This window comes from Mesorhizobium sp. M8A.F.Ca.ET.165.01.1.1 (assembly GCF_004792065.1).
GTDB lineage: Bacteria > Pseudomonadota > Alphaproteobacteria > Rhizobiales > Rhizobiaceae > Mesorhizobium.
This window is the reverse complement of record NZ_SRTH01000007.1, coordinates 70,995-96,660: the sequence shown is the minus strand read 5'-3', so window position 1 is coordinate 96,660 and position 25,666 is coordinate 70,995. Positions and strand designations below refer to the sequence as shown.

The window sequence follows — 25,666 nt, the reverse complement described above, 5'->3', positions numbered from 1 at the left end:
TTTCCGCGAGACCGCCGTTGGGCGTAGGTGTTTCCGCCTTGCCGGATCGAAGCAATTTCGGAGCCGCCACCGTCAAAAAACTCAAAAGCCTGTGTCGGATCGACCGTGTGATAACCGTCCTTGGGGTATCGAACAGAGACCACGAAGGAGTATCGACATGCCCAGCACCGTTCGTCTGCACCGCGTTCTGACCACCAGCCCGGAGAAGGTCTACCGTGCGTTCCTCGAGGCCGATGCGCTTGCCAAATGGCTTCCGCCGAACGGCTTCACCTGCACGGTCCATCACTTCGAGGGCAAGGTCGGCGGCACGTTCAAGATGTCGTTCCGCAACTTCACCACTGGCGACAGCCACTCATTTGGCGGTGAGTATGTCGAGCTCGTCGCGGGCGAACTCCTGCGCTACACCGACAGGTTCGACGATCCCAACTTGCCCGGCGAGATCGAGGTGACCGTGACGTTGAAGAAAGTGTCCGTGGGCACCGAAGTGAACATCACCCAGGCCGGTATCCCGGATGTCATTCCGGCGGAAGCTTGCTATCTCGGCTGGCAGGAATCGCTGCGGAACCTGGCCAGGCTCGTTGAACCCGAAATCAAGCAATAGGACGCCCTGTCCAGTCGGGAGCCATTGGCGGGCGAGGGCGGCTAGTCCTCCTTTGGCCGCCCGAATGCGGTGCGCAGTTCGTCCTTGGCGTCCTCGAGGACCTTCTTGCGCGCCGCGGGCAGGTTTCTGCCGGCCCTGTTGATGTAGAAATTCAGCATCGACATGGCGGACTGGAAGGGCTCAGCCTTGCGACGATGGCTGTGTTCGGCCGACCGCTTGAGCGAGGCGGCGATCTTCTTGGCGTCGTCGGATTCGAAGACATGCTCCTCGAGATCCATCGCATCGCTGTGCTCGGTTACCTCGGCCGACCATTTCTGCTTGGTGGCGGTCATGGCTGGACTCCTTGGCGGGGTTGCTGATCGGAAACTCCACAGATGGATGTCGGTTCCCACCTGCCTTTCCGCTCTGGAGCCACGGATTTGCCTGTCGTGGCGCTGCTATGGACGGGGAATGCGCGGATAGTGGCGACAACGGCGACCGGTTTTCGAGACCGCCGACAGGAAACGCCTTTGACCCGAACCGACTTGAGCCGGCCCAGTCCCGGTATCGACAGTTCCTACGCCTGGATGCGGCTGGCCATCTCGATGCTGCTGGCGACAATCGGCGCGGTCGGCATGTGGGCCGTTGTCGTGGTGCTGCCGGCGGTACAGGCCGAGTTCGGCGTCGACCGCGCCGCGGCATCCATGCCCTACACCGCGACCATGGTCGGCTTTGCCGCCGGCAATGTGCTGGTCGGCCGCGCCATCGACCGCATGGGTTACTGGATTCCGGCGCTGTTCTCCTCGATCGCGCTCTCCGCCGGCCTCCTGCTCGCGGCGCTGTCGACCTCGATCCTGCAATTCACCCTTGCCCAAGGGGTGCTGATCGGTCTCGGCACATCGGTGATCTTCGGACCGTTGATCGCCGATATCTCGCACTGGTTCAATCGTCGCCGCGGCGTCGCCGTCACGGCGGCGGCGGCCGGCAATTACCTCGCCGGAGCGATCTGGCCCACCATCATGCCGACGCTGATCAAGGCGGAAGGCTGGCGCTTCACCTATGCGGCAATCGGCGTCTTCTGCCTGGTCACCATGGTGCCGCTGGTGTTGTTGCTGCGGCGCGGCGCGCCGGAAGCGGCTGCCGCCGGCTCGCCCGGAAGCCGGTCGGTGCAGCCGATTCCTATGTCGCCGGGGGCCATGCAGGCGCTGCTGGTGGTCGCCGGCTTGGGTTGCTGCGTTGCGATGTCGATGCCCCAGGTTCACATCGTCGCCTATTGCATGGATCTTGGCTACGGCATGGCGCATGGCGCCGACATGCTGTCGATCATGATGGCGGCGGGCGTCGTCAGCCGGCTTGCCTCGGGCTTCGTCGCCGACCGCATCGGCGGCGTCAAAACCCTGCTCATCGGCTCGGTGCTGCAATGCCTGTCATTGCTGTTCTATATCCCGTTCGACGGGCTCGCCTCGCTCTATGTCGTGTCGCTGGTCTTCGGACTGTCACAGGGCGGCATCGTGCCTTGCTACGCGATCATCGTGCGCGAGTACCTGCCGGCCAAGGAGGCCGGCCAGCGCATCGGCATCGTCATGATGGCGACGATTTTCGGCATGGCGATCGGCGGCTGGATGTCGGGCTGGATCTACGACCTGACCGGCTCCTACGCCGCCGCGTTCCTGAACGGCATCGCCTGGAACCTCTTGAACATACTGGCGATCGGCCTGTTCATGTGGAAGGCGAGGCACAGGGCCGCCTTAGCCGCCTGAGGAAGGCCAGGCACAGCCACTCAGTGGCTCGGCTTGACAACAGCCAGTCCCTGCGCGACGCCAGGGGCCGATGGGTGCGGCAACAGGCCGGTGAGATGGCGACAGCTGGAAATATCGCATTGCGGGCGCGCTTCGATGGCCATGCGCATGGGCCAAGGCCTTGATCAAGCCGCGCTCGCGCCGGGGCGGTGGCCGCCCGACCATATCGGATGTGGCACGCAAGGCAGGCGTCGGCGCCATCACCGTTTCGCGCGCGTTGCGCGAACCGGAGCGCGTTTCCGAGGAACTGCGCCGCCAGATCCTGGCCGCCGTCGAAGAGCTTGGCTATGTGCCGGACCCGAACGCACGCGCGTTGGCCTCGGCGCGAGCGGAAGTGTTCGGTGTGCTGGTGCCTTCGCTGACCAACAACGTCTTCGCGGAGGTGGTGCGCGGCATCTATGACAGCCTGTCGGACAGCCCCTTCCGCATTCAGCTCGGCAACACGCATTATTCGGGGCTGGAAGAGGAGCGGCTGCTGCAGCTGTTTGGCTCCCAGCGGCCGGCAGCGCTGATCGTCGCCGGCATCGACCAGACGCCTGCCTCCCGAAAGCTGCTGGAGAACGCCGGTTGCCCGGTCGTTCAGGTGATGGAGACCGGACCCGATCCCGTGGACATGATGGTCGGCTTCTCGCATCTCGACGGCGGCAGGACCGCGACCGAGCACCTGATCGAGGCCGGGTATCGCCGGATCGGTTTCCTCGGCGCGCGCATGGACCCGCGCTCGCAGCGGCGCCTGGCTGGTTACCACGCGGCGATGGAGAGGGCCGGGCTGTTCGACCCGCGCCTGGTCACCACCACGCCGGTGCTTTCCAGCGTGTCGCTTGGCCGTGAATTGTTCCGCGACGCCCTTGCCAAGATGCCGACGCTCGACGGCGTGTTCTGCAACAATGACGACATAGCGCTCGGTGTGCTGTTTGAATGCCATCGCGCTTCGATCGAGGTGCCGAAGACCATCGGGATTGTCGGCTTCAACGATCTCGACATGATGGAGGTGGCATTTCCGTCGATCACCAGCATCCGCACCCATCGCTACGAAATCGGCAGGCGCGCTGTCGCCATGGCGCTGGCGGCCATCGCCGGTGATCGGCCGCAGGAGCGTGTCGTCGACCTAGGCTTCGAACTCAAGCGGCGCGAGAGCACGGCACGCTGAAGCAGTTTAGACCCTGCTGAAATCAGCCTTTACAGGCATTCTTGGTAGCGCTACCATTCGAACCGGCATGAAGTCTAATCGCTGTTTATTATACATAAGCGACAGAATTTTCCTTGTTTATTATTGATAATATGATACTTTCGTTGCAGCTTAAGGAAGCAACGAGGAGGGAGAGGTCGGTGCTGGCCACCTGACGTGCGCGGCCGGCCAGGGCGGGAGGTGCTGGGGCGAACACGTCATTCTACTGCAGCTAAACAAACAAGTCAGAACTGCAACTGGGAGGAATATCGATGATCAAGTCACTCGTTGGTGGCATCGTTGCCGCCACTGCATTCGTCATGTTGAGCTCAGCGGCGATGGCCGCAGGCCCGGAAATCGTCAAGGGACCGGCAGCCGAGCCGGACTGCTTTGCCCCATGGGCAGCCGATACGCAATTCTTCAAGTTTCCCAAGAAGGCCGGACCATACCGCATTGCGTTGGCCAACGGCTACATCGCCAACACCTGGCGCATCCAGATGGTGCAGACCGCCAAGGCGTATGCGGCACAGCCGGATGTGGCCAAAAAGCTGAAGGAATTCAAAGTTGTGTCGACCGGCGAGGACGTCCCGGCGCAGATCTCCGCGATCAACAATTTCATCGATTCCGGCTTTGACGCCATCGTCGTCAACGCGCAGAACCCGACCGCATTCGGACCAGTCATCAAGCGTGCGAAGGAGGCCGGCGTCGTGCTGGTCGCCTTCGACAACATCCTCGACACCAAGGATGCCATCAACGTCAATGTCGACCAGAAGGGCCTTGGCGCGTTGTGGGGCAAGTGGTTGGTCTCGCATGTCCCGAACGGCGGAAAGGTACTCGAAGTGCGCGGCGTCGCCGGCACCTCCGTCGACACGGACCGTCATGCCGGCATCCACGAGGTCCTCGACGGCTCGGGCAAGAAATGGGAAGTCACCGAGGTGGTCGGCAAATGGGACGACGGCGTTGCCCAGAAAGCCACGGCGGACGCGATTGCCACAAACGGCCCGTTCGACGGCATCACCGGGCAAGGCGGCGACACCGGCATCGTGCAGGCGATGATGGATGCCAAGCACCCATTCGTTCCGTTCGGCGGCGAGACGGAGAACGGCTTTCGCAAGTTCTGTGCCGCGCATGCCGGCGACGGCTTGAAGTGCTCTTCCGCAGGCACCGGCCCCGCCCAGGTGGCCGTGGCAATCAAGACGGCGATCGCGGCCCTCGAAGGCAATGTCGTGCCGCAATCGGTGAAGCTGCCGCTGGCTATTGTGGAGGATCCGAACTTCAAGGCTGGCCAGGATTTCTTCCCCGACCAGTCCGACAATTTCTTCGTCGGCAACTCCTTCCCAACCTGCGGCATCAATTTCAGCGCCCAGGAAATCATGGGGCAGACCAAGGAAAACCAGTAGGCTCACTGCTATCGCCGGCGCCGCGGGTCAACCCGCGGCGCCAGCCCTGAAATCCCATGATTGCCCCTGGGAGGGTTGATGGACGGTGCGGCTCCACTCTTTCGCATGGAAGGCATTTCCAAGCGCTATGGCGGCGTGCGGGCGCTGGAAAAGGCCGAGCTGACGGTCGAGGCCGGCAGCATCCATGCCATCCTCGGTGAAAACGGGGCCGGCAAGTCGACGCTGATCAAGGTCATGGCCGGGGTCGTGGCGCCTGATGAAGGCCGCATGATGCTGGATGGGCGCGAAGTGACCTTTGCTTCGCCCGGTGCGGCGAACAAGGCCGGCATCGTTTGCATCTTCCAGGAATTGTCGCTGATCCCCGAACTCAGCGTTGCCGACAACATCGTCATTTCGGATCCACCCAAACGCTTCGGCATGATCGATCGCAAGGCGCAGCGCCGCATAGCCGAGGACGCGCTGGCGCGGGCGGGCGCCGCCGATATCCATCCGCTGGCGCTGGTCAAGGACCTGCCGCTGTCGCGGCGGCAGATGGTGGAGATCGCCAAGGCCTTGGCGCGCAAGCCACGTATCCTCATCCTCGACGAGGCGACATCGGCGCTGACGGCTGCGGACGTCTCGAAGATTTTCGCTGTGCTGAAGCGGCTGCGCTCGGAAGGGCTGGCGCTGCTCTACATCTCGCACCGCATGAACGAAATCGCCGAACTCGCCGATCATTGCACGGTGTTCCGCAATGGACGCAACGTCGCCACCTACAAGGCCGGCTCGAAGAGCGACAACGAGGTGGTCGAACTGATGATCGGCCGCGAGTACAGCCATATTTTTCCGCCCAAGCCGCCAGCGGCAGCGGCCAACGCCGCCCCCAGGCTCGAGGCGCGCAAATTGTCCTGGGCCGACCGGTTGGACAACATCTCGCTGACCGTCAGGGCAGGAGAGGTCGTCGGCCTCGGGGGGCTCGACGGCCAGGGCCAGCGCGAACTGCTGCTTGCTTTCTTCGGTGTGCTGCGTGGCCTCTCCGGCGAGGTGCTGATCGACGGCAAGCCGGTGACGATCACCAGCCCGGCGGCGGCCCGCGAGGATGGCATCGGCATGGCGCTCATCCCTGAAGACCGCAAGACCGAAGGCCTGATGCTGCCGATGACGGTGCGCGAGAACCTGTCCTTCGCCGCGCTCGACCGGCTGTCGAAAGGGGGTATCATCGACCGCTCCACCGAGCAGCGGCTGATCGACGACATGGTCGGCCTGCTGGCGATCAAGACGGCCGGTCTCGACATCCCGGTCGGCGCGCTGTCGGGCGGCAACCAGCAGAAGGTGGTCATCGCCAAATGGCTGATGCGCCAGCCGCGCATCATCCTGCTCAACGATCCGACGCGCGGCATCGATGTCGGCACCAAGCAGGAAATCTATCAGCTGATGCGCAAGCTGGCGGACGCGGGCGCGGCGATCCTGTTCTATTCGACCGACTATGACGAGTTGATCGGCTGCTGCGACCGCGTGCTTGTGCTCTATGACGGGGCGGTCAAGCGCGAGTTGGTCGGCGCCGAGATCACCGAACGGGCGCTGATATCGAGCGCGCTCAACATCCATGGCGAGGAGAGCCCGGTGGGCCTGGGAGCGGAAGCGTGAAAGATTGGCGCTACTGGCTGGCCGAGCAGCGCGGAACGCTGCTGGCGCTCGGCATCTTCATCGTCATGTTCGTCATCTACACCTCCAACCATCCGGCGGGCTTCACCGCCAATGTCGTGCAGACGGCCGCGAACAAGGGCGTGCTGCTTGCCTTCGTCGCCATGGCGCAGACACTGGTCGTCATCACCTCCGGCATCGACCTGTCGGTCGGCATGATCTTCCTGCTCACCAACTGCCTGGCCTCCTGGCTGGTGGTGGGCACGCCGATGCAGACCACGCTCGGCGTCATCGCCGTGCTGGCGGCGGGCCTTCTGTGCGGCGCCATCAACGGCGCCATCGTCATCTATGGGCGGCTGCAGCCGATCGTCGCCACCATCGCCACCGGCGCGGTCTATTACGGAGTGGGCCTCCTGCTGCGCCCATTCCCGGGCGGCTCGGTCAACGAGGACCTGGCCGATGCCATGACAGGACGTTTTTTCGATCTGGTGCCGGCAAGCCTGGTCGTGCTGCTGGCGGTCGTGCTGTTGATCTGGGTGCCGTTCAGCCGTTCGGTACTCGGCCGTGCCGCCTACGCGGCCGGCTCTTCGGAAACGGCTGCCTACATGTCTGGCGTGCCGATCCGTCGCGGCAAGTTTGCCGCCTACACACTGGCCGGCCTGCTGGCCGCGATCGGCGGGCTGTTCCTCACCTTCTTCACCTATACGGGGGAGGCAGCCTATGCCAGCGGCAACGCCTACACGCTGTTTTCGATCGCGGCCGTGGTGCTGGGTGGCGTCTCCTTGTTCGGTGGCAAGGGCAGTGCCATCGGCGCCATCTTCGGCGCGCTGGCCTTCCGCACGATCGGCGATCTTCTGTTCGTCTTCGACTTCGATCCGCTCTGGCAGCCGCTGTTCCAGGGCGTTATCCTGCTGGTCGCCGTCAGCCTCGGCGCCTTCGCCCTGTTTCGGGTCCGCAACCGGCTGGAGTGGTTCCTGTGAGCGAGACGACCTTGGGCGGCATTGCCGGCCGCATGCCGAAATTCATCCGCCGCGCCGATCCGGCGGTGCTGACGGCCTTTGCCTGCATCGTGGTGCTGCTGTTGGTGGGCAGCCTCTATTCGCGCAGCTTCCTGTCGCCTGAATATCTCTTGCAGCAGCTCAAGGTGGCTTCGTTCCTTGGCGTCATTGCCACCGGCATGATGCTGGTCATCCTGCTCGGCCAGATCGACCTGTCGGTGCCGTGGTCGGTGGCGGCGGGCGCGATGATGGCCTGCGCGGCGGCGGCCTATGGTCCGGCCGGCGTGGCGCTGGCGATCCCGTTCGGCATCTTCTGTGGCGTGCTGATCGGCGTCGTCAACGGCATTGGCGTCGCCTATCTGCGCATCCCCTCGATGATCATCACGCTGGCCACCAACGCCGTCGCGCAAGGGCTGATGGTGGTCTACACCGGGGGATTCTCGCCGCAGGATTCGGCCACTGGCGCCATGCGCTACCTGGCCACCGGCTTCACCATTCCGGGCGTCCCCAACGCGGTCATCATCTGGGCGCTGATCGGGGCCGCGATGGTGTTCGTGCTGACCCGCAGCGGTTTTGGCCGCGCGGTCTATGGCATCGGCAACCGCGAGCGCGCCGCCTATCTCTCCGGCATCGACACAAGACGCGTGGTGATGATCGCCTTTGCCGTCTCCGGCGGGCTCTCCGCCTTTGGCGGCGTGCTGCTGGCGGGTTACGCCTCCAAGGCGGCGCAATCTATGGGGGATGCCTATCTGCTGCCGTCGATCGCGGCCGTCGTGCTCGGTGGCACCTCGATCCTGGGTGGGCGCGGCTCCTATCTCGGCACGGTCGCGGGCGTGATCCTGATCACGCTGCTGCAATCCATCCTGTCGGTCATGCAGATGCCCGAGGCGGGACGGCAGATCATCTATGGCGTCGTCATCGTCGCCATGCTCCTTCTCTACGGCCGCGCGCCGGCGAGCCGCTGACGGTGGACGAAAAGGCAGCGCAGGCGCCGACGGGCGCTTCCGGTTTGGCACCTCCGGCTATCGTGGTGATGGGCGTCGCCGGCTGTGGCAAGTCAGCCTTCGGTCTCGCGCTGGCCGCCGCGCTGGGTGCCGTCTTTATCGAGGGCGACAGGCTGCATCCGCCCGAAAACGTCGCCCGCATGGCGCGGGGCGAGCCGCTCACCGATCAACTGCGCGAGGGCTGGCTCGACGCGATCGGCGAGCAGATCGCGGCGTCGATCGGCAACGGCCAAGGTGTGGTCGCCGCCTGCTCGGCGCTGAAGCGCGGCTATCGCGAGCGGCTGCGCGGCTTTTGCCCCGATATCGTCTTCCTCCATCTGGAGATCGATCCGGCCACCGCGCGGCGGCGCGTCGGCAATCGCAAGGGCCATTTCATGCCGGCAAGCCTGGTCGACAGCCAGTTCGCCATCCTGGAGCCGCCGGGCCAAGACGAGCGGGCATTGACGCTCGACGCGACGCAGCCGGTCGACGAACTCGTCACCCAGGCATTGCGCTCGATGCGCCGCTCATGAGCCTTCTTCTCCGCTGATGCCGATGCCGTCCTGAGCTTCGGTCAACCGCTCATGGCGCGACCAGGACATCATCTGCTCGGGGCACTGCTTCAGCGCCTCCAGCAAGCGGTCGCGTTTCAGCAGGATGTAGTGTGCCTGCAGGGCCATGTTCTTGGCTCCGTCCCTGGTTGTGTTCACTGCCGTGAGCGCCGGTGCTGGCGGCACCAGTTCGGGGCTCAAGACGGCCCGGTATTGCCGGAAGGGCACGTCCTCGAAAGTCGACATGGCAAACAGGGCCGTCTTGCCTCGGGCGGCGAAATTCGCCGGTGCCGAGGCAAGGTGGGTCCAGCCGCTTTCGCCCAGTGCGGTTTCGGTGAAGGTCGAGCCGGCGTGGATGGTGTTGGTCATCAGCACGACGCCGTTCTGCTTCAGCATCTTCTGAATGCGGATGGTGACCTGATAGGCGTCGTCACGGTCGAAGACGATTCGGCTTTTCAGGAACCGGTTCTCGACATGAATCATTGGCGGGTTGAGGAAGCGCTGGCCGAACACCGTCTCGGACACGCCATGCGTGTTGACGCTGACCTGATGCGCTTCGATGCCGGCCTCGTGTATGGCGCGCTTGCCGATCATCGTCTGGGCGGTGAACTGATCGCACCAGAGGATCGCGCCGTGGCCGCGTTGCAAGGCTGCCTGCAAGCCTTCGAGGCCCTCCAGCCGGATCGTCGGCGTCCAACGGCCGGCGACCAGATGCGCGGCAAGTTGCATGCGGCGGCGATGGCGCGCCGTGAGCATTGCCTCGAACAGCTTGCGCGCATCGATGCCGTCGCCGAGCACCGCGCGCGTTGCGGCGGCATAGGCGCGGAAGTCCTTGCGCATATGGCGCTTCAAGCGAAACCTCGACGCCCAATCGCAGATCGGCGACCACCAGCGCACCGGCAGCGCTGCCGCGACCGCGAGGTAGAAGAGGGTAATCAGGCTTTCGCGAAGATCCCTGGTGGAGAAGCGGCGGAGCCTGCCGGGATTGGCCAGCTTGCGGCTGAAGAAGCGCACGTCCTCGGCATATTCGGGAACAAAGACGTCGGCGATGATTTCGGTGCGAAAGCTGGCTGCCGATGGCTGCTTGCGGGCGGCTTTTCGGGATTTCGTAAACCTCGACAGCCTCATCCACCCGGCTCTAGATTTGTGAAGTCAACTCGACCGGGAAATCGTCATTATCGGCATCGCGCATGGCGGCGAGGCTACGGTTGTCCAGCACCTCGGCGATCGCCTGGCGCACTTCCAGCATCATGTGCCGGACCTGGCAGGTCGCCTCGTCGCAATCCTCGCAGCGCTGATACTGCGTGCGGCTGGCGCAAGGTATCGGCGCCAGCGGCCCGTCGAGCACGCGCACGACATGGCCGATCTTGATCTCGGAAGCCGGGCGGGCGAGGCGATAGCCGCCTTCCTTGCCCTTGCGGCTCTGGACGAAGCCGGCGTTGCGCAATTCGCCCAGTATGGCATCGAGGAATTTCTTCGGGATGTTGTTGGCGACGGCGATGTCGTTGACGAAGGCCAGTTGGCCAACCGGAAGATTGGAAAGATGCACGAGGGCCTTGAGGCCGTATTTGCCTTTTTTCGTCAGCATGCCCTGATAACCCGTTGAAGCCCCAACCACCCCGCATCTGGCGGCTGTTTGTGTGCAAATGATGACGGCATTGCTTCCGCACGCCGCCGTTTCGCGAAAACAAAGCCATTGGAACGCATGTTAGGCACAAACGCGTTGATTCTTTGTAACGTTTTGCACGAAGGGCGCCGCTTTGCGCTATCGACTGCATAAACGAGAAAAGCCGGCCCACGGCCGGCTTTTCTGATTGCTCTATCGGTCCGCGGAGATTTTAGCGGCTGCCATAAGCCTGGTCGAGCAGGCCGCCGGCGGCGAAATGCTCCTTTTGGACCTTGTCCCAACCGCCGAAGACGTTTTCCACCGTCAGCAGGCGCACATCCGGAAAATCGGCCTTGTATTTGGCCGCGACAGCCGCGTCGCGTGCGCGCAAGCCGTTGTCGGCGGCGATGCCCTGGCCCTCGGGCGTATAGAGAAAGTCGAGATAGCTCTTGGCCAGATCGCGCGTGCCGTGCTCGTCGGCGACCTTGTCGACGATCGCTACCGGGAACTCCGCCAGAAGGCTGACCGAAGGCGTGACCTGCTCGAATTTGTCGTCGCCATATTCCTTGCGGATGCCGCGCGTCTCGGATTCGAAGGTGATCAGCACGTCGCCGATCTCGCGCTGCACGAAGGTGGTGGTGGCGGCGCGCCCGCCTGTGTCGAAGATCGGCACGTTGTTGAACAGCTTGGTGATGAACTCCTTCACCTTGGCGTCGTCGCCCTTGAAGGCTTCCTTGGCGTAGGCGGTGGCCGCGAGATAGGTGTAGCGCGCATTGCCCGACGTTTTCGGGTTGGGGAAGATCACCTGCACGTCGTCGCGCACGAGATCGTTCCAGTCCTTGATGTGCTTGGGGTTGCCGGCACGGACGAGAAACGACGGCAGCGAATAGAAGGGCGAGGCATTGTCGGGAAAGTCCTTCTGCCAGTCGGCGGAGACAAGGCCCTTCTTGACCAGGAAGTCGACGTCGGTGACCTGGTTGAAGGTGACGACATCGGCGCCGAGGCCCTCGGCGATGGCGCGCGCCTGCGCCGAAGTGCCGGCATGCGACTGGTCGACGGTGACGCCCGGATGCTCTGATATGAAGGCCTTGTTGACCTGCACGAACAGTTCGCGGCCGACGTCATAGGAGGCGTTCAGCAGCTTGTCGGCCGACCAGGCTTGGGAGGATGCGAGGAGGAGACCGGCGGCGGCAACGCCGAGGAAAAATCGCTTCATGAAAAGGCTCCGGATGTAATGCTCTATTGCCAGACCATAGCCGGGGCGCGAAGGAGCGGCGAGGCATGGATTCAGGACTAGACCAGTGTTGCTAGAAAACTGTTTCCCAAACAGACATATCGTAGTTTTTTCTTTCACCTTTTGAGGTCGGTCCTCTTCAGCCTGTTTCTGATAAAAGCCACAAATAGATACACATTGTGTATGCGCAATGTTATGGTGGCGGAAAGGAGTCTTCCATGACGAAAGCCGCGCCCGAAACCCACGCCAAGCCTGTCAATCTGCGCATCCGAGAGGATATGCGCATACTGATCGACCGCGCCGCGAAAATACGTGGGAAAACCCGCTCCGACTTCATGATCGACGCCGCCTATCGTGCGGCCGAGGACACGCTACTCGACCAGACCCTGATCAAGGTGGATCCGGAGAGTTACCGGCATTATCTCGACATCCTCGATAAACCGCCGAGCGGGGAAGGTTTTGGGCGCCTCATGAACGTGCCCAAGCCATGGCGGGACTGATGCTATCGGCGCCCACGCCCCTGGCAGAAAACCACGATCTCGGCCTTTTCCAAAGCGGAACAGAAAGTCTCGACCAATGGCTTCGCCGCAGGGCACGGGCCAACCAGGTCAGTGGCGCATCGCGTACTTATGTGGTGGCGGAAGGCACACGCGTTGTCGGCTACTACTGCTTGTCTTCGGGCGGGCTTGATCTGGCGGAAGCGCCCGGCATTGTTCGCCGCAACATGCCAGATCCCATTCCGATGGTCGTGCTCGGGCGTCTCGCGGTGGATGGAAGCTGGCAAGGGAAGGGGCTGGGCGCGGCGCTTCTGCAAGATGCCGTCCTGCGCGCCGGTCAAGCCGCGACGATCCTCGGTATTCGCGGAATTTTTGTTCATGCCATATCGGATGAAGCGAAAGCCTTTTACGAGCACTACGGCTTTGCGGCCTCCCCGAAAAACCCGATGACCCTGGTGTTGTCGTTGAAGGCCAGGTGAAAGACCGCCAGCGACCGGGACATCCCTGGGGCGGATTCACCGTGGTCCGATCGCTATGCAGCCGGGAACAGCTTCCAGCGCCCCGGGCGGAACGCCACGCGGCTCTTCTGCGCTGCCGGATGGTCGACCGGCAGCTCAATCTCGACCCGCTGGCGTTCGCCGCCGATTTCAAGTTCGACGCGCCTTGTGCCGGCGACGCGGCGGCTGGCCGCCACGGTGCCGGCGATGCAGCCGCTGCAGCCGTCCAGCAGTTCGACATCATGCGGACGGAAGTAAAGCATCGCATCGCCCTCGGACGCGTGCGGCGCCGACAATCCGATTGGACGGTCGGCCAGCCAGATCTCGCCATTCTCGACCTTGACCGGAAGGGAGCTCGATTCGCCGATGAAGCCGTAGACGAAGGGCGAATTCGGCGTGTCGTAGATGTCGTCGGCGGTGCCGACCTGCTCGATACGGCCCTGGCTCATCACCACGACACGGTCGGCCAGTTCCAGCGCCTCTTCCTGATCGTGGGTGACGAAGACGGTGGTGTGGCCGGTGGCGTCATGGATTTCCCGCAGCCAGCGGCGCAGTTCCCGGCGCACCTGCGCGTCGAGCGCGCCGAACGGCTCGTCGAGCAGCAGCACCTTGGGTTCGATGGCCATGGCGCGGGCGAGCGCCACGCGCTGGCGCTGGCCGCCCGAAAGCTGCGCGGGATAGCGCTTCTCCAGCCCTGAAAGCTGGACGAGATCGAGAAGCTCAGACGCACGGCGGCGGATCTCCGCTGCTGGCGGCCGCGACGGTCCGTGCCGCACCTTGAGGCCGAAGCCGATATTGTCAGCCACCGTCATATGACGGAACAGCGCGTAGTGCTGGAAGACGAAGCCGACATTGCGTTCCTGGATCGATTTCTGCGAAGCGTCCTCGTCACCAAAGAAGATTTTCCCGCGTGTCGGCCGCTCCAGCCCGGCGATCAGTCTGAGCAAGGTCGTCTTGCCGGAGCCGGATGGTCCCAGCAACGCAATCAATTCGCCCGACTTGATGTCGAGCGACACGTCGTGAAGCGCCGGAAACCGCTCGAATTCCTTGCGCACGTTGGCAACGCGAACTTCCATACAATGAACCTTCTAATGTCCGCGCGTCGCGGCGAGTTCGGCGCCGTATCGCATCTCGAGCAGTGTTTTCAAGACCAGCGTGACGAGCGCCAGCCCGGCAAGCAGCGAGGCGACGGCGAAAGCGCCGACGGCGTTGTACTCGTTGTAGAGGATTTCGACATGCAGCGGCATGGTGTTGGTCAGGCCGCGTATGTGGCCCGACACCACCGAAACCGCGCCGAACTCGCCCATGGCGCGCGCATTGCACAAAAGCACGCCGTAGAGCAGGCCCCATTTGACGTTGGGCAAGGTCACAAACCAGAAGGTCTGCCAGCCATTGGCGCCGAGCGAAAGGGCGGCCTCCTCGTCGCCATTGCCCTGTTCCTGCATCAGCGGGATCAATTCGCGGGCGACGAAGGGGAAGGTGACGAAGACGGTGGCCAGCACAATGCCCGGGACGGCAAACAAGATCTGGATGCCATGTGCCTTCAGCCACCCGCCGAGCAACCCCTGGGCGCCGAACAGAAGCACGTAGACCAGACCCGAAATGACGGGCGAGACCGAGAAGGGCAGGTCGATCAGCGTGGTGAGAAACGCCTTGCCCTTGAATTCGAACTTGGCGATCGCCCAGGCGGCGGAGATGCCGAAGACGACATTGAGAGGCACCGAGATCGCCGCGACGAGCAGTGTCAGGTGGATGGCCGAGCGTGCGTCCGGTTCGCCCAGTGCTTGCGTATAGGCACCGACGCCTTTCGCCAGCGCCTCGTGGAAGACGATGATCAGCGGCAAAAGCAGGAAGATGCCGAGGAAAGCGAAAGCGATGGCCATCAGCACGGCCTGCGCCGGGCGGCTTTCGGTCACCGCCGCCGAGCGGCTCTCGTGATACGGTTCGTAGGATTTGATCTCGGGATCAGCCATAGCGCTTGCGGCTCCATGTCTGCACCAGATTGACGACCAGCAGCATGACGAACGACAGCGCCAGCATGATTGCCGCGATCGCGGTCGCCGCTGGGTAATTGTATTCCTCCAGCCGGATGACGATCAGAAGCGGTGCGATCTCGGATTTGTAGGGCAGGTTGCCGGCGATGAAGATGACCGAGCCGTATTCGCCGACGCCGCGCGCGAAGGCGAGCGAGAAGCCGGTGATGATGGCCGGCGCCAGGCCCGGAAAGAGCACGCGGGTGACGATCTGGAAGCGGCTGGCGCCAAGCGTGGCGGCTGCTTCCTCCACCTCCTTGTCGATTTCCTCCATGATCGGCTGCACGGTGCGCACGACAAAGGGCAAGCCGATGAAGACCAGCGCGATGACGATGCCGAGCGGCGTGTAGGCGACCTTGATGCCGAGCGGCATCAGCAATTTGCCGATCCAGCCGTTCGGCGCGTAGAGCGTGGTCAGCGCGATGCCGGCCACCGCCGTCGGCAGCGCGAATGGCAGGTCGACCATGGCATCGACGATGCGGCGGCCGGGAAAGCGGTAACGCACCAGCACCCAGGCGACGAGCGTGCCGAAAACGACATTGACGACAGCCGCGATGAAGGCGGTGCCGAAGCTGATTTCAAGTGCGTTGAGGGTGCGGCGATCGGTGGCGATGGCCCAGAAATCGATCCAGCCGAGAGCGGCCGAACGCCAGATCAGCCCGGATAGCGGTATGAGGATGATGAGGGTGAGGTAGGCAAGCGAGAAGCCGAGCGTCAATCCGAAACCCGGAATGACGCTCGGCTGTCTGAACCGCCACCCCGCCTGCGCGGGTGCTGTGGTCATATCGTCCTGATCTAGGTTTTAGCTCACTGGGCCGGTTTGTAGATCTGGTCGAATATACCACCGTCGCCGAAATGATAAGGCTGTGCCTTCTTCCAACCACCGAAAAGCGGGTCGTCGATGGTGATCAGCTTGATAGGCGGCAGCTTGGCGAGATCCTCGGGCGGAACCAGTTCGGGCTTGGACGGCCGGTAATGGTTCTTGGCGATGATGGTCTGGCCTTCCTTGGAATAGAGGTAGCTCAGATAGGCCTCGGCCACCTTGCGCGTGCCCTTGGCGTCGACATTGGCATCGACCACGGCCACCGGCGGCTCGGCCAGGATCGAGGTCGGCGGATAGACGATGTCGAAATTGTCGGCGCCAAACTCGTCGAGCGCCAGATAGGCATCGTTTTCCCAGGCGATCAGCACGTCGCCAAGGCCTTTTTGCGCGAAGGTCACTGTCGAGCCGCGCGCACCGGTGTCGAGCACGGGAGCATTGGCATAGAGCTTGCCGACGAATTCCTTGGTCTTGGCTTCGTCGCCGCCATCATTGGCGTTGGCATAGGCCCAGGCCGCGAGATAGTTCCAACGCGCGCCGCCCGACGTCTTGGGGTTGGGCGTGATCACCTGGACGCCGTCCTTGACGAGGTCGTTCCAGTCGTGGATGCCCTTGGGATTGCCCTTGCGGACAAGGAAGATGATGGTCGAGGTGTAAGGCGCTGAATTGTTTTCGAATTTCTTGCGCCAATCGGGATTGATCTTTTTCGATTTGGAGACGATGGCATTGATGTCGCCTTCGAGAGCCAGCGTCACCACATCGGCGTCGAGGCCGTCGATCACGGCGCGGGCCTGGGCGCCCGATCCGCCATGTGACTGCTGGATCGTCACCGTCTCGCCGGTTTCTGTCTTCCAATGCGCGGCGAAGGCCTCGTCATAAGCCTTGTAGAGCTCGCGCGTCGGATCGTAGGACACGTTGAGAATGGTGGTGTCGGCAAACGCGAAACCGAGCGTGCCGAACTGGACAGATGTGGCGACCAGTGCGCCGAGCAGTTTCCTGAAATGAGGTTTGGTCATTTCTGCCTCCGTTGAACCCGCGCCAAATCTACCGAAATTATAGAAATTAGATGCATTGAATGTTGCCTTTTTTGCCTCCCTGGAGAAAATCTCCGGCGTTCTGCCGCGGCTATGAGAAATATTTTCCTCGCGGTTGCTCCGCGCCGGAGTCGGTCCGCCCTGTGGCCTATCTAGGGACGCGCAGTTGCCGGGCAAGTCTGCTCTGGGCGGGTTACTCGGCGGTCACCGGGAAATCGAAGCGCTGCTTTTGAAATGGCTCTTGGTCGAGCGTAAAATGCCACCATTCTCGCGCGTAGTTCCTGAAACCTCCCGCACGCATGGCATCGACAAGGAGCTTGCGGTTTGCCGCCGCTTCGGCGCCGAGCGGGCGATGCGCGGTCTCACTCGTCCGGTCGAAGCAGTCGAAGCCGGTGCCGAAATCGAGGGTGTTGGCATCGACCGCGCCGCAGGCCGGTTTCGGCACGGACATCCTGTCGGCCGGCGCGATGGCGATATCGACGGTCGAGCCGCGCGAATGTGCCGACTGGCGGGCGACATAGCCCTCGGCGATGAGGTCGCGGCGCTTGACCTTCGGATACCATTGCGGGTCCGGCGGCCCGCCCGCGGTCGTCCAATCGCCTATGTCGGCCACGGAGCGGGCAGGGCGATAGCAGTCGAACACGATCAGCGTCATGCCCCTGGCGGTCATCATCTTCTGAACGCTGGAGAGTGCCTCCGCCGCCTCCTCGGTGAGAATGCAGACAGGTGCGTCGTAGCCGTTCACCTTGCGGTGCAGGAAATTGTCGGAGCCGGCGTAGCGAATGTCCTGGCGGATGGAGGGGGCGATATCGGAGAGGGGGACGAAGCCGGCGGGAAGGGGGTCGGCGCAGGCAGAGAAAGGGATTGCCATACCGAGCGCTGCCGCAGCCAACGTTACCCTCAATCTAGCAATGCGCCTCGCACCGAGCATCAGGCGAACTACCCTTCTATCCTCGGCCTCAAAAGTCAGCGAGATGAATCCCTTGACGCAGCCTATTCAACGAACACTTTCACACTGGCCGCCCGTCCCGCCGCGTCGATGACGGTCAGCGTCGAGTAACCCGCGCCGTCGGGCTGCCATGTCGCGGTGCGGCGGCGATCGAGGCCGATGAGCGGCTTGCCGTTGGCCAGCCAGCGGAACGGCGCCCGGCCGCCTTGGAGCTTCAGCACCAGTGGCGACGCATCGGCCGAGTTGGTGGCGAGATCGACGCGGGCGCCATCCGGCGGGAAGATGATGGTCGGCGCGGGTTCGGTCGGGGTCGCCTGCACCAGGCCATCCGCGCCGGCGCCGAAGCGGGCAAGCGTCACCGGCAGGTCCTCGCGCTTGGGGGTGAAGGCGCCGGGCGGTTTGCCCGGCAGCGGTACGGTCGCCAGCCCCGAGCGGACAAAGCCTTCGAACAGGATCGGGGCGGCCGAGACATAGCCGGAAAGACCAGGCACCGCGCCGGCATCGGGCCGGCCGACCCAGACACCCAGCACATAGCGGCCGTCGAAGCCGACCGACCAGGCGTCACGGTAGCCGTAAGAGGTGCCAGTCTTGTAGGCAATGCCGCGCTGCAGGGCGCCTTCGGGTGGCTTCACACCCGACAAAATGTCGACGATCTGCCAGTTGGCCTGGTCGTTGAGGATGGTGGTGGTCGAACTCGCGGCGTTGGCCGGCTCGGTGCCGTCATGCAGCGAATGCGTCTTGCCGCCATTGGCGAGCCCTGTGTAGAGCTGGACCAGGTCGCGCAGCGTGACGCCGACGCCGCCGAGGCCGATGGCCAGGCCGGGCGCTTCATTGACCGGCAGGATCGGGTTGACGCCCGCCTGACGGAAACGCGCCGTCAGCCGCGCCGGGCCGACGGCGTCGAGCACGCGGATCGCCGGCACGTTGAGCGACAGTTGCAAAGCCTGGCGGATCGAGACGTCGCCCTGATAGCCCATGTCGAAATTCTTCGGCCTGTAGCCGCTGAAATCGACCGGGCTGTCCTCGATCAGCGTTTCCTGCGCCACCAGTCCCTGCTCGAAGGCGAGGCCGTAGATGAACGGCTTCAGCGTCGAGCCGGGCGAGCGCACGACCTTGGTCATGTCGATCCAGCCGGAACGGCTGGAATCGAAGAAATTGGCCGAGCCGACTTCGCCCAGAATGTCGCCGGTGCGGGCATCGGCCAGCACCATGGCGACGGACAGACGCGGCCCGAGCTTGGTGGCGGCATCGCGCGCCACCTGTTCCAGTCCTTGCTGGACGCTTTTGCGGATCGTCAGCTTGAGCGGCTGACCCGGAACGGCCTTGGGAAGCATCGCATAGGAGGCATGCGCGGCAAGCGCCGGCAAGGTGCGGCGCAGGCCCGAGACATCGTCAAGTGCGGCGCGTGCCGCCTCGCGTTCGCCGATCAGGCCTGACGAGACCATGCGGCTCAGCACACGATCGCGCGCGGCGTGGGCGATCTGGAGGTTGCGGTCGGGCCGGCGCTTTTCCGGCAATTGGGGGAGGGCGACGAGAAGGGCGGCCTCGGAAACGGTGAGCCGCTTCGGTTCCTTGCCGAAATAGGCGAGCGAAGCGGCGCGCACGCCTTCCAGGTTGCCGCCATAGGGCGCCAGCGTGAGATAGCGCTCGAGGATGTCGCGCTTCGACAGCCGCCGCTCGATCTGGATGGCGCGCAGCATCTGCTTGATCTTGGAGCCGAGGCTGCGGCTTTCGCGCGGCTCGATCAGCCGGGCAAGCTGCATCGACAGGGTCGAGCCGCCGGAAACGATATGGCCGCTGGTGGCGAATTGGCCGGCGGCGCGGGCGAGCGCCAGCACGTCGACGCCCTCATGGTCCCAGAAGCGCTTGTCCTCATAAGTGACCAGCATGTCGACGAACTGCTTGTCGACCTGGTCGAGCCGGGTCTCCAGCCGCCAGTAGCCGTCGGGTGTCGCGAAGGCGCGCAGCAGCTGGCCGTCGCGGTCCTGGACTTCGGTGGAGACGGTCAGAGTTGCGGGCAATGGTGGGGGGAAGGCGCGGTCGAGTTCCCAGAGGGCGGCGGTGGCGATTGCCGCAACGACGGCTAGCGATGCTCCCGCAATGGCGGCCCGCCGAATGAATTTCTTGGAGAGCATGGCGCTGCCCCTCATCCGCCTGCCGGCACGACGGCCCTTCGGGCGTTCGCCGTTCGAAAAGCCAAGCAATTGGCTTTTCGTCCGCTGCGCGGACCACGGCTCACCTCCCCGTATAGTGACGGGGAGAAGGGAGCTGTCGCGGCGGTCGGCGCTAGCCCCTTTCTCCCCGTCACTATACGGGGAGAAATGCCCGGCAGGGCAATGAGGGGCAGCGCAAGCCTCACGTTCATATCCGCCAAGGCACCTTACGGCGCCTTGATCTCCATCATGCCGGTGGCGGTGCGGGCCGAATATTGCGGCCGGTACATGTCCTCCACCGTTGCCGCCGGATGGGCATAGGTGCCCGGCGTGACGGCGCGCACGACATAGGCAAGCGTCAGATTGTGGTCGTGGTCGCCGTCGGCCGGGTTGAATGCCGCGACGAAGCGGTCGTCGCGGAATTCCAGATGCGCGGCGTCGGTCTGTGCCAGCCAGGAGAAGTTCGTCAACTGGGCGCTGGAAACCAGCCCCGGATTGTCGATCTCGAAGCCGGCCGGCAACAGGTCGGTAACCAGCAGGCGCGACGGCCAGCTGTTCTGCTCGGTGACCTTGAGCACGACGACATAGCGTTCGTTCTGGGTGGCCTCAGTCACATTGGCTTCCGTGCCATCGAGCTTGTAGTAGGTGCGGCTGATGGTGAAGCCGTCGCCGCCGGCCGGCAAGGGCTGGATCGGCGACGCCACGGTGGTGACGACGGCCTGCAGCGGGGTCTTGCCGGTGTTGGCGATTTCGAGCGGGCTGTCGACCAGGTCGGAGCCGTTGACCTGGTTGGAATAGCCGCCGGAATGCGGCGCGCCGTTGACGGTCAGCGCGATGGAGTCATTGCCCTCCTTCAGCGCACGCGCCGCCAGCAGCATCCAGGAATCGTCCTGGGTGCTGGTCCAGCGGGCTTCGGCGCGTTTCCTTGTCACCAGCTTGATCAGCTCGGGCACGATCGTCGATACCGGCTTCGATTCCGCCGCCAGCGACAGCATCGCCGCGCCGTCACGCAATGCCGAGCCGTAGTCGGAACGGTACCAGTCGTAGTCGGTGCTCGACTTGGCCAGTTGCAGCGCGGTCTTGAACGTCGCCTCCGAACGCTGCGTGTCGCCATAGAGCGCAAGGCTCGCCGCCAACTGGGCGACGGCCATCGGGCTCGAGAAGGCTTCGAGCTGGGTGTCGGCGTAGTAGCGCAGATCGCCGATCGAGGCCTTCTTGTTGCGGGCCAGCACGTAGAGGGCGTAGGCGATCTCGCTACCGCGGTCCTGTACGCTCTGGTCGTAGCCGAGCGAGTTCTGCAGGTTGTTCAGGGCCTGGTTCATCGCCAGAGCCGGCACGTCGTATTTCTGCTCCCGCGCCCTGGTCAGGAATTCGCTGACATAGGCGTCGAGCCACAGATCGCCGGAGCCCGGACCCCACAGGCCGAAGCTGCCGCTCGAGGACTGGTAGCTCAGGACCTTGTAGATCGCATCCTGGATGCGGCCGTGCAGTTCAGGGTCGCTTTCCATGCCGACGCCTGATGCCATCTCGTTGACGTAGAGAAGCGGCATGGCGCGGCTGGTGGTCTGCTCGGCGCAACCATAGGGGTAACGATCGAGCGTCATCAAGAGCGACGGCACGTCGAAGGCCGCAGCCTGCGAAACGCCGACGCTGACCGATGCGCCTTCGAGCAGGCTGGCAGCCAGCAGCTCCTTGTCGACGCGAAGCGCGCCGCCATTGCCCTTGAGGTCGACTACAAGGCGCGTGGTGACCGGCAATTGGGCCGGACGCACCGGGACATAGAGCGTCTGCTCGACCTTGGTGCCGTCCGCATGCGCCAGCTTGATGGTCAGCGAGGCATTGCCCGCCGTCTTTGCGATCAGCGGCACGGTCAAGGTCTGGCGCTTGCCCTGGGCGAGCGTCAGCTTCTGGGGCAGGGGCTTGTCACCTGTCGACAGGTCCCCCGTCGTATCGATCGACAGCGCATAGTCGCCGGCCGGTCCGTCGGTGTCGGCAACGTCGAGACGCATGACGGCGTTGTCGCCAGGCGCCAGGAAGCGCGGCAGGCCGGCGGTGATCACAACGGGATCACGCACGATCACGTCCGACTGGGCATGGCCGATCGCCTCCTTGGTCCAGGCGACAGCCATGACGCGCACGGTGCCGTTGAACTGCGGGATGTCGAAGTCGATCCGCGCCTTGCCGTCGGCGTCGAGCTGGACGATGCCGGAGAAGAAGGCGACCAGTTTTTCAGTGGGCGGGCTGCCTTGCGTCTGCATGTTGGCGCCGTCACCGCCGGTCCTGAGCTTGCCGGTGGTGCCCAGCGAGCCATCGATCAGGCGGCCGTAGATGTCGCGGATCTCCATGCCCAGCATGCGCTGGCCAAAGAACCAGTTCTCCGGATCCGGCGCCTTGTAGTTGGTCAGGTTGAGGATGCCGACATCGACGGCGGCAACGGTGACATAGGCGTTGGTGCCCGGCTGCACGCCGGCCACGGAAACCGGGATCGACAGCTGCTGGCGCGGCATCGTCTTGTCCGGCGGCGTCAGCGTGACGGCGAGTTTCTTCGAGCCCGGATCGACCGTCAGCCATTTCACGCCGATGGCGCGGGCCGGCATGCGGGTTTCCTGCGCATCGCCCGGCCGGAACAGGGTCGCCGTGACATAGGCGCCGGCGCCCCAGTCGTCGCCGACCGGGATGTCGACGGTGCTGCCGCCGGCCGGCACCGTTGCCGTGATGGTCTTCAACAGCTTGTCGGAACCGATGTTGATCAGAAGTTCGCCGGCAAAATGCGGCGAGACTTTCAGCTTGGCCACTTCGCCCGCGGCATAATTGTCCTTGTCGAGAGCGATCTCCAGGCCGTCGGGCGTTTCGGTGGTGGTCGAGGCGACATACCAGCCGGCGTCGAATTCATAGCTGGTCGCCGGCCCCTCGGGATCCGATGTCTCGACCTCGAGCCTGTACTGGCCCCAGTCGACAGGTACGGAGACGGCGGCGTCGCCATCGGCGTTGAGATCGATCTGGCCGTTGGCGATCGATTTGGTGAAGCTCACCGGCTCGTAGTTCCAGGAGTTGTTGGAGCGGTACCACTGATAATTGCGTTCGACCTTGACCAGCGTCCACTGCGCGCCTTTCAGCGCCTCGCGCTTGCCGTCGGGATCGACGGCGATCAGGCTGAACTTGGCCGTGCCGCCCTGCGGCACTTCACCATCGGCGAAATCCGGACGAATGCCGATCATATGGCCTTGCGGGCGGATGCCGATGTTGAGCGAGCGCTCGATGGCGCGGCCACCGGTTTCGCGCATGCGCACCGTCACCTTGCCGTCGACCAGCTTGGTGGTCGAGGGCAATTGGTCGACGGAGATCGGGAAGGTCGCTTTGCCGTCATCGCCGACCACCGGCAGATCGGCGAGCGGCGTGACCGTGGGCTCCGCCGACTGCTCGTCGGCGAGGCCGAAGGAAAAGTCGGGGAAGCGGTCCCAGTCCCGGGACGTCGACAGGGTCAGTTCGCCTTCCAGCGCCAGGCCCGCCGCCGGCGCGCCATAGAGGAAGCGGCCGTCAATGTTGATGTTGGCGGTTTCGCCCCGCGCAATCTCCTGCTTGTCGGCCTTCATGTCGAACTCGATGCGATCCGGCACGAAGTCCTCGACCAGGAACATCTGGCTGGCAACCGCCGGCTGCTTGGGGTCGGTGTGGATCGACACCGACCATGTGCCGCGCATGGCGTTGGCTTCAAGCGGCAGGTCGACGGTGTGACCGCCGGCCGATGCGCCGTCGCTGACGATGCGGCGGTCCTCGACGCCATCGGGACGCGAGAAGATGAAGGTCAGCGGGAGGTTCTCGACCGCCTTGGCCGCGCCGTCGCGGGCAAGCGCGGCGACATGGACGTCCTCACCGGCGCGGTAGATGCCGCGTTCGGTCCAGGCATAGACGTCGAGCGCGCCCGGTGCGGCGCGTCCGGTGACGCCGCGGTCGGACAGGTCGAAACCGGCCTTTGACATATCGAGGAAGACGAAATCATTGTCCCCCTGCTTGGCCATCAGCACGGCCGGCACCATGCCGCCGTCACCGCGCGTCAGGCCGGGGTTGAAGACGGCATGGCCGTTCGCATCCGACGTCGCGGTTCCGAGAACCTCGTTGTTACGAGCAACCAGTGTCAGTTCGGCCCCGGCAATCGGCTTGGCGCTACCCAGCGAACGGGCAAAGACGTTGAGCCCGTCCTGGCCGGTATAGGTCGAAAGGCCGATGTCGGAGACGACGAACCACTGCGTGGCCAGCGAGCCGTAGTCGTCGCTCTTGTCGTTGACGGCCTTGGCGGTCAGCACATAGACGCCGGGCTTGCGCTGCGGCAGCGCTTCGTCGACCGGGAACGAGGTGGTGACCTCCTTGTTGAGATCGTTGACGATGTCGAGCTGGCCCTGCCAGACCGGCGCGCCCATCTGCTCGGAAATGTTGGAAATGTCATAGCCGTCGAGCTGGTGCAGGAACTGATAGCCCGACAGCAACTGCGCCAGCGAGCGGTCGCCGATGCGGTAGAGCTTCATCTCGGCGGCGTTCATGTTGACGGTGACGACCGGAATGCCGCGGCGCGCGCCGGCCGGCAGCACGAAGCTGTCGCCGGTGAAGCGGGCGGATGGCGCGCGGTCCTGCACATAGATCGACAGCACCACGGGGGCAGCGGTCACTTCGCCGATCGCGGCCGGCAGGCCGGCGCGGAAGGTGACGTCATAGTGCTGGCCGTGTTCGAGCCCTTCGACGCAGATCTGCTTGTCCTTGGCCTCGATGCCCTTGGGCGCGGCGTTGTCGACGGTGACGAACTGCGCGTAGTCGACGCCGGTCTTGACCAGATCCTCGGAGAATTGCGCGCAGATGCGCGGCGCGCTGGTGTCGGCATCGACAGAGTGATCGATGACGCGGAATCCCTTGCGGGCCTTCAGATCGGCATAGTCGGCCTGGACCGCGGGCGAGCTTTCCAGCGCAAGGCTGGCTTCATAGGCCTGCAGCGCCGGCCGGTAGAGATCGCGCTTGTCGAGACCATTGCCGAGCAGCGCCAGCACTTCGGCGCGCGTCTTGGTGGTGCGCAGCAGCTTGTAGGCGTTGAAGGCGGCCGACGTGGCGTTTGACGGCAAAGTTGAGGCTTCGGAGGTGCTCGCGGCGGGCTGTACGGCCAGCGTTTCGCGCGCCAGCTTGAGCCAGAGCTGGCCGTCATCCGGCATGACCGAGACAGCGGCCTCGTATTTCTGCATGGCGGAGCGATGGTCGCCGGTCTGTACGGCTTGTTCGGCCGAGTTGATCAGCGCCGCCATGCCCTCCGTCGGCTTGTCAAAGGCAGGGCCAAGCAGCTTGTTGCGGTATTGCTGGGCCTGGTCGGCCATCCAGTTGGGGAAGAAGGCGAGTTCCGGCGGCGCGCCGATATCTGGATCGCCGTCGATGTTGACGACCTTGCCGGCGACCGCGCCGTTGAAGGATTTCAACTGGTTATAGTCGGATTTGAGAAAGCACCATTTGGCCTTGGTGTTGTAGGTGAAGGCGCGGCAGGTCGGATCGCCGAGGCATGTCGTCTTGCACTGGTCGAGCGTGACGTTCTGGTCGGACCTGAGATCGAAGCCGAAATAATCGGAATTGTCCGTCGTTGCGATTCTTCGCGCTTCCGCCGCTTGCGCGACGCTACCCCAGGCAAAGAAAAGAAGGACGAGAATCGACAGACCACGAGCCGCGCGCATTGCCATAACACCCTCCAGACAATTGCAGACGTCCGGGCA

21 protein-coding genes are annotated in these 25,666 nt (G+C 64.0%); 10 read left to right on the top strand and 11 right to left on the bottom strand.

Annotated elements, in window-relative coordinates; all coding sequences use genetic code 11:
* Window positions 1-157: 157 nt before the first annotated feature.
* On the top strand, window positions 158-601 hold the full coding sequence (locus EN808_RS19940; protein ID WP_127279253.1) for an SRPBCC family protein: 444 nt from the start codon (window positions 158-160) through the stop codon (window positions 599-601).
* A gap of 41 nt (window positions 602-642) precedes the next feature.
* Here the strand turns inward: EN808_RS19940 and EN808_RS19935 are convergent, their stop codons facing one another.
* Window positions 643-933, bottom strand: a complete 291-nt coding sequence (locus EN808_RS19935) for a DUF3175 domain-containing protein (RefSeq protein WP_135916683.1) — start codon at window positions 931-933, stop codon at window positions 643-645.
* A 177-nt stretch (window positions 934-1,110) separates the two neighbouring features.
* Here EN808_RS19935 and EN808_RS19930 point away from each other — a divergent pair, with 177 nt between their 5' ends.
* The 7 genes from EN808_RS19930 to EN808_RS19900 all read left to right on the top strand — a co-directional run bounded on the left by EN808_RS19930 (window position 1,111) and on the right by EN808_RS19900 (window position 9,084).
* Window positions 1,111-2,340, top strand: coding sequence for an MFS transporter (locus EN808_RS19930; RefSeq protein ID WP_127279255.1), 1,230 nt, complete (start codon window positions 1,111-1,113; stop codon window positions 2,338-2,340).
* Between the two features lie 160 nt (window positions 2,341-2,500).
* A complete protein-coding gene (locus tag EN808_RS19925) occupies window positions 2,501-3,529 on the top strand; it encodes a LacI family DNA-binding transcriptional regulator (RefSeq protein WP_135916682.1) in 1,029 nt (342 codons plus the stop codon).
* A 290-nt stretch (window positions 3,530-3,819) separates the two neighbouring features.
* On the top strand, window positions 3,820-4,947 hold the full coding sequence (locus tag EN808_RS19920; RefSeq protein ID WP_127873185.1) for a sugar ABC transporter substrate-binding protein: 1,128 nt from the start codon (window positions 3,820-3,822) through the stop codon (window positions 4,945-4,947).
* 78 nt (window positions 4,948-5,025) lie between these two features.
* Window positions 5,026-6,573, top strand: a complete 1,548-nt coding sequence (locus tag EN808_RS19915; protein WP_135916681.1) for a sugar ABC transporter ATP-binding protein — start codon at window positions 5,026-5,028, stop codon at window positions 6,571-6,573.
* On the top strand, window positions 6,570-7,550 hold the full coding sequence (locus EN808_RS19910) for an ABC transporter permease (RefSeq protein ID WP_127280764.1): 981 nt from the start codon (window positions 6,570-6,572) through the stop codon (window positions 7,548-7,550). Before EN808_RS19915 ends, EN808_RS19910 begins: the two co-directional genes overlap by 4 nt.
* The gene (locus EN808_RS19905) at window positions 7,547-8,533 is read left to right on the top strand and encodes an ABC transporter permease (RefSeq protein ID WP_127873182.1); all 987 of its coding nucleotides are present in this window, start codon (window positions 7,547-7,549) and stop codon (window positions 8,531-8,533) included. Before EN808_RS19910 ends, EN808_RS19905 begins: the two co-directional genes overlap by 4 nt.
* Before the next feature lie 2 nt (window positions 8,534-8,535).
* Window positions 8,536-9,084: a gluconokinase gene (locus EN808_RS19900; protein ID WP_135916680.1), complete on the top strand. Its 549-nt coding sequence runs from the start codon at window positions 8,536-8,538 to the stop codon at window positions 9,082-9,084.
* Here EN808_RS19900 and EN808_RS19895 read toward each other — a convergent pair.
* The 3 genes from EN808_RS19895 to EN808_RS19885 form a co-directional block, all read right to left on the bottom strand.
* On the bottom strand, window positions 9,079-10,230 hold the full coding sequence (locus EN808_RS19895) for a hypothetical protein (protein ID WP_135916679.1): 1,152 nt from the start codon (window positions 10,228-10,230) through the stop codon (window positions 9,079-9,081). The two genes, EN808_RS19900 and EN808_RS19895, sit on opposite strands and share 6 nt — an antisense overlap.
* A gap of 10 nt (window positions 10,231-10,240) precedes the next feature.
* Window positions 10,241-10,690, bottom strand: a complete 450-nt coding sequence (locus EN808_RS19890) for an Rrf2 family transcriptional regulator (RefSeq protein WP_023769580.1) — start codon at window positions 10,688-10,690, stop codon at window positions 10,241-10,243.
* A 250-nt stretch (window positions 10,691-10,940) separates the two neighbouring features.
* Window positions 10,941-11,924 (bottom strand): sulfate ABC transporter substrate-binding protein, encoded by a 984-nt coding sequence (locus tag EN808_RS19885; RefSeq protein ID WP_135916678.1) that lies wholly within the window; start codon window positions 11,922-11,924, stop codon window positions 10,941-10,943.
* 236 nt (window positions 11,925-12,160) lie between these two features.
* Here EN808_RS19885 and EN808_RS19880 point away from each other — a divergent pair, with 236 nt between their 5' ends.
* Together EN808_RS19880 and EN808_RS19875 are read left to right on the top strand one after the other, a co-directional pair.
* The gene (locus EN808_RS19880; protein WP_135916677.1) at window positions 12,161-12,442 is read left to right on the top strand and encodes a DUF1778 domain-containing protein; all 282 of its coding nucleotides are present in this window, start codon (window positions 12,161-12,163) and stop codon (window positions 12,440-12,442) included.
* Window positions 12,442-12,918 (top strand): GNAT family N-acetyltransferase, encoded by a 477-nt coding sequence (locus EN808_RS19875; RefSeq protein WP_135916802.1) that lies wholly within the window; start codon window positions 12,442-12,444, stop codon window positions 12,916-12,918. The genes EN808_RS19880 and EN808_RS19875 overlap by 1 nt, the downstream gene beginning before the upstream one ends.
* Window positions 12,919-12,971: 53 nt before the next feature.
* Here EN808_RS19875 and EN808_RS19870 read toward each other — a convergent pair whose 3' ends face one another.
* From EN808_RS19870 to EN808_RS19835, 7 genes are all read right to left on the bottom strand, one after another.
* Window positions 12,972-14,012, bottom strand: coding sequence for a sulfate/molybdate ABC transporter ATP-binding protein (locus tag EN808_RS19870; protein ID WP_127280599.1), 1,041 nt, complete (start codon window positions 14,010-14,012; stop codon window positions 12,972-12,974).
* A gap of 12 nt (window positions 14,013-14,024) precedes the next feature.
* Window positions 14,025-14,909, bottom strand: coding sequence for a sulfate ABC transporter permease subunit CysW (cysW, locus tag EN808_RS19865; RefSeq protein ID WP_127873179.1), 885 nt, complete (start codon window positions 14,907-14,909; stop codon window positions 14,025-14,027).
* Window positions 14,902-15,753 carry a sulfate ABC transporter permease subunit CysT gene (gene cysT / locus EN808_RS19860; protein ID WP_135881967.1) on the bottom strand — a complete coding sequence of 284 codons (852 nt, stop codon included), beginning with the start codon at window positions 15,751-15,753 and terminating at the stop codon, window positions 14,902-14,904. Before cysT ends, cysW begins: the two co-directional genes overlap by 8 nt.
* 23 nt (window positions 15,754-15,776) lie before the next feature.
* Window positions 15,777-16,805 (bottom strand): sulfate ABC transporter substrate-binding protein, encoded by a 1,029-nt coding sequence (locus EN808_RS19855; RefSeq protein WP_127278932.1) that lies wholly within the window; start codon window positions 16,803-16,805, stop codon window positions 15,777-15,779.
* Between the two features lie 211 nt (window positions 16,806-17,016).
* Window positions 17,017-17,694, bottom strand: a complete 678-nt coding sequence (locus EN808_RS19850; protein ID WP_135916676.1) for a M15 family metallopeptidase — start codon at window positions 17,692-17,694, stop codon at window positions 17,017-17,019.
* A gap of 122 nt (window positions 17,695-17,816) precedes the next feature.
* The gene (gene pbpC / locus EN808_RS19845) at window positions 17,817-19,907 is read right to left on the bottom strand and encodes a penicillin-binding protein 1C (protein ID WP_245525102.1); all 2,091 of its coding nucleotides are present in this window, start codon (window positions 19,905-19,907) and stop codon (window positions 17,817-17,819) included.
* Window positions 19,908-20,152: 245 nt separating this feature from the next.
* Complete coding sequence (locus tag EN808_RS19835; RefSeq protein ID WP_135916675.1) at window positions 20,153-25,633, bottom strand: alpha-2-macroglobulin family protein; 5,481 nt, start codon at window positions 25,631-25,633, stop codon at window positions 20,153-20,155.
* Window positions 25,634-25,666: the final 33 nt, after the last annotated feature.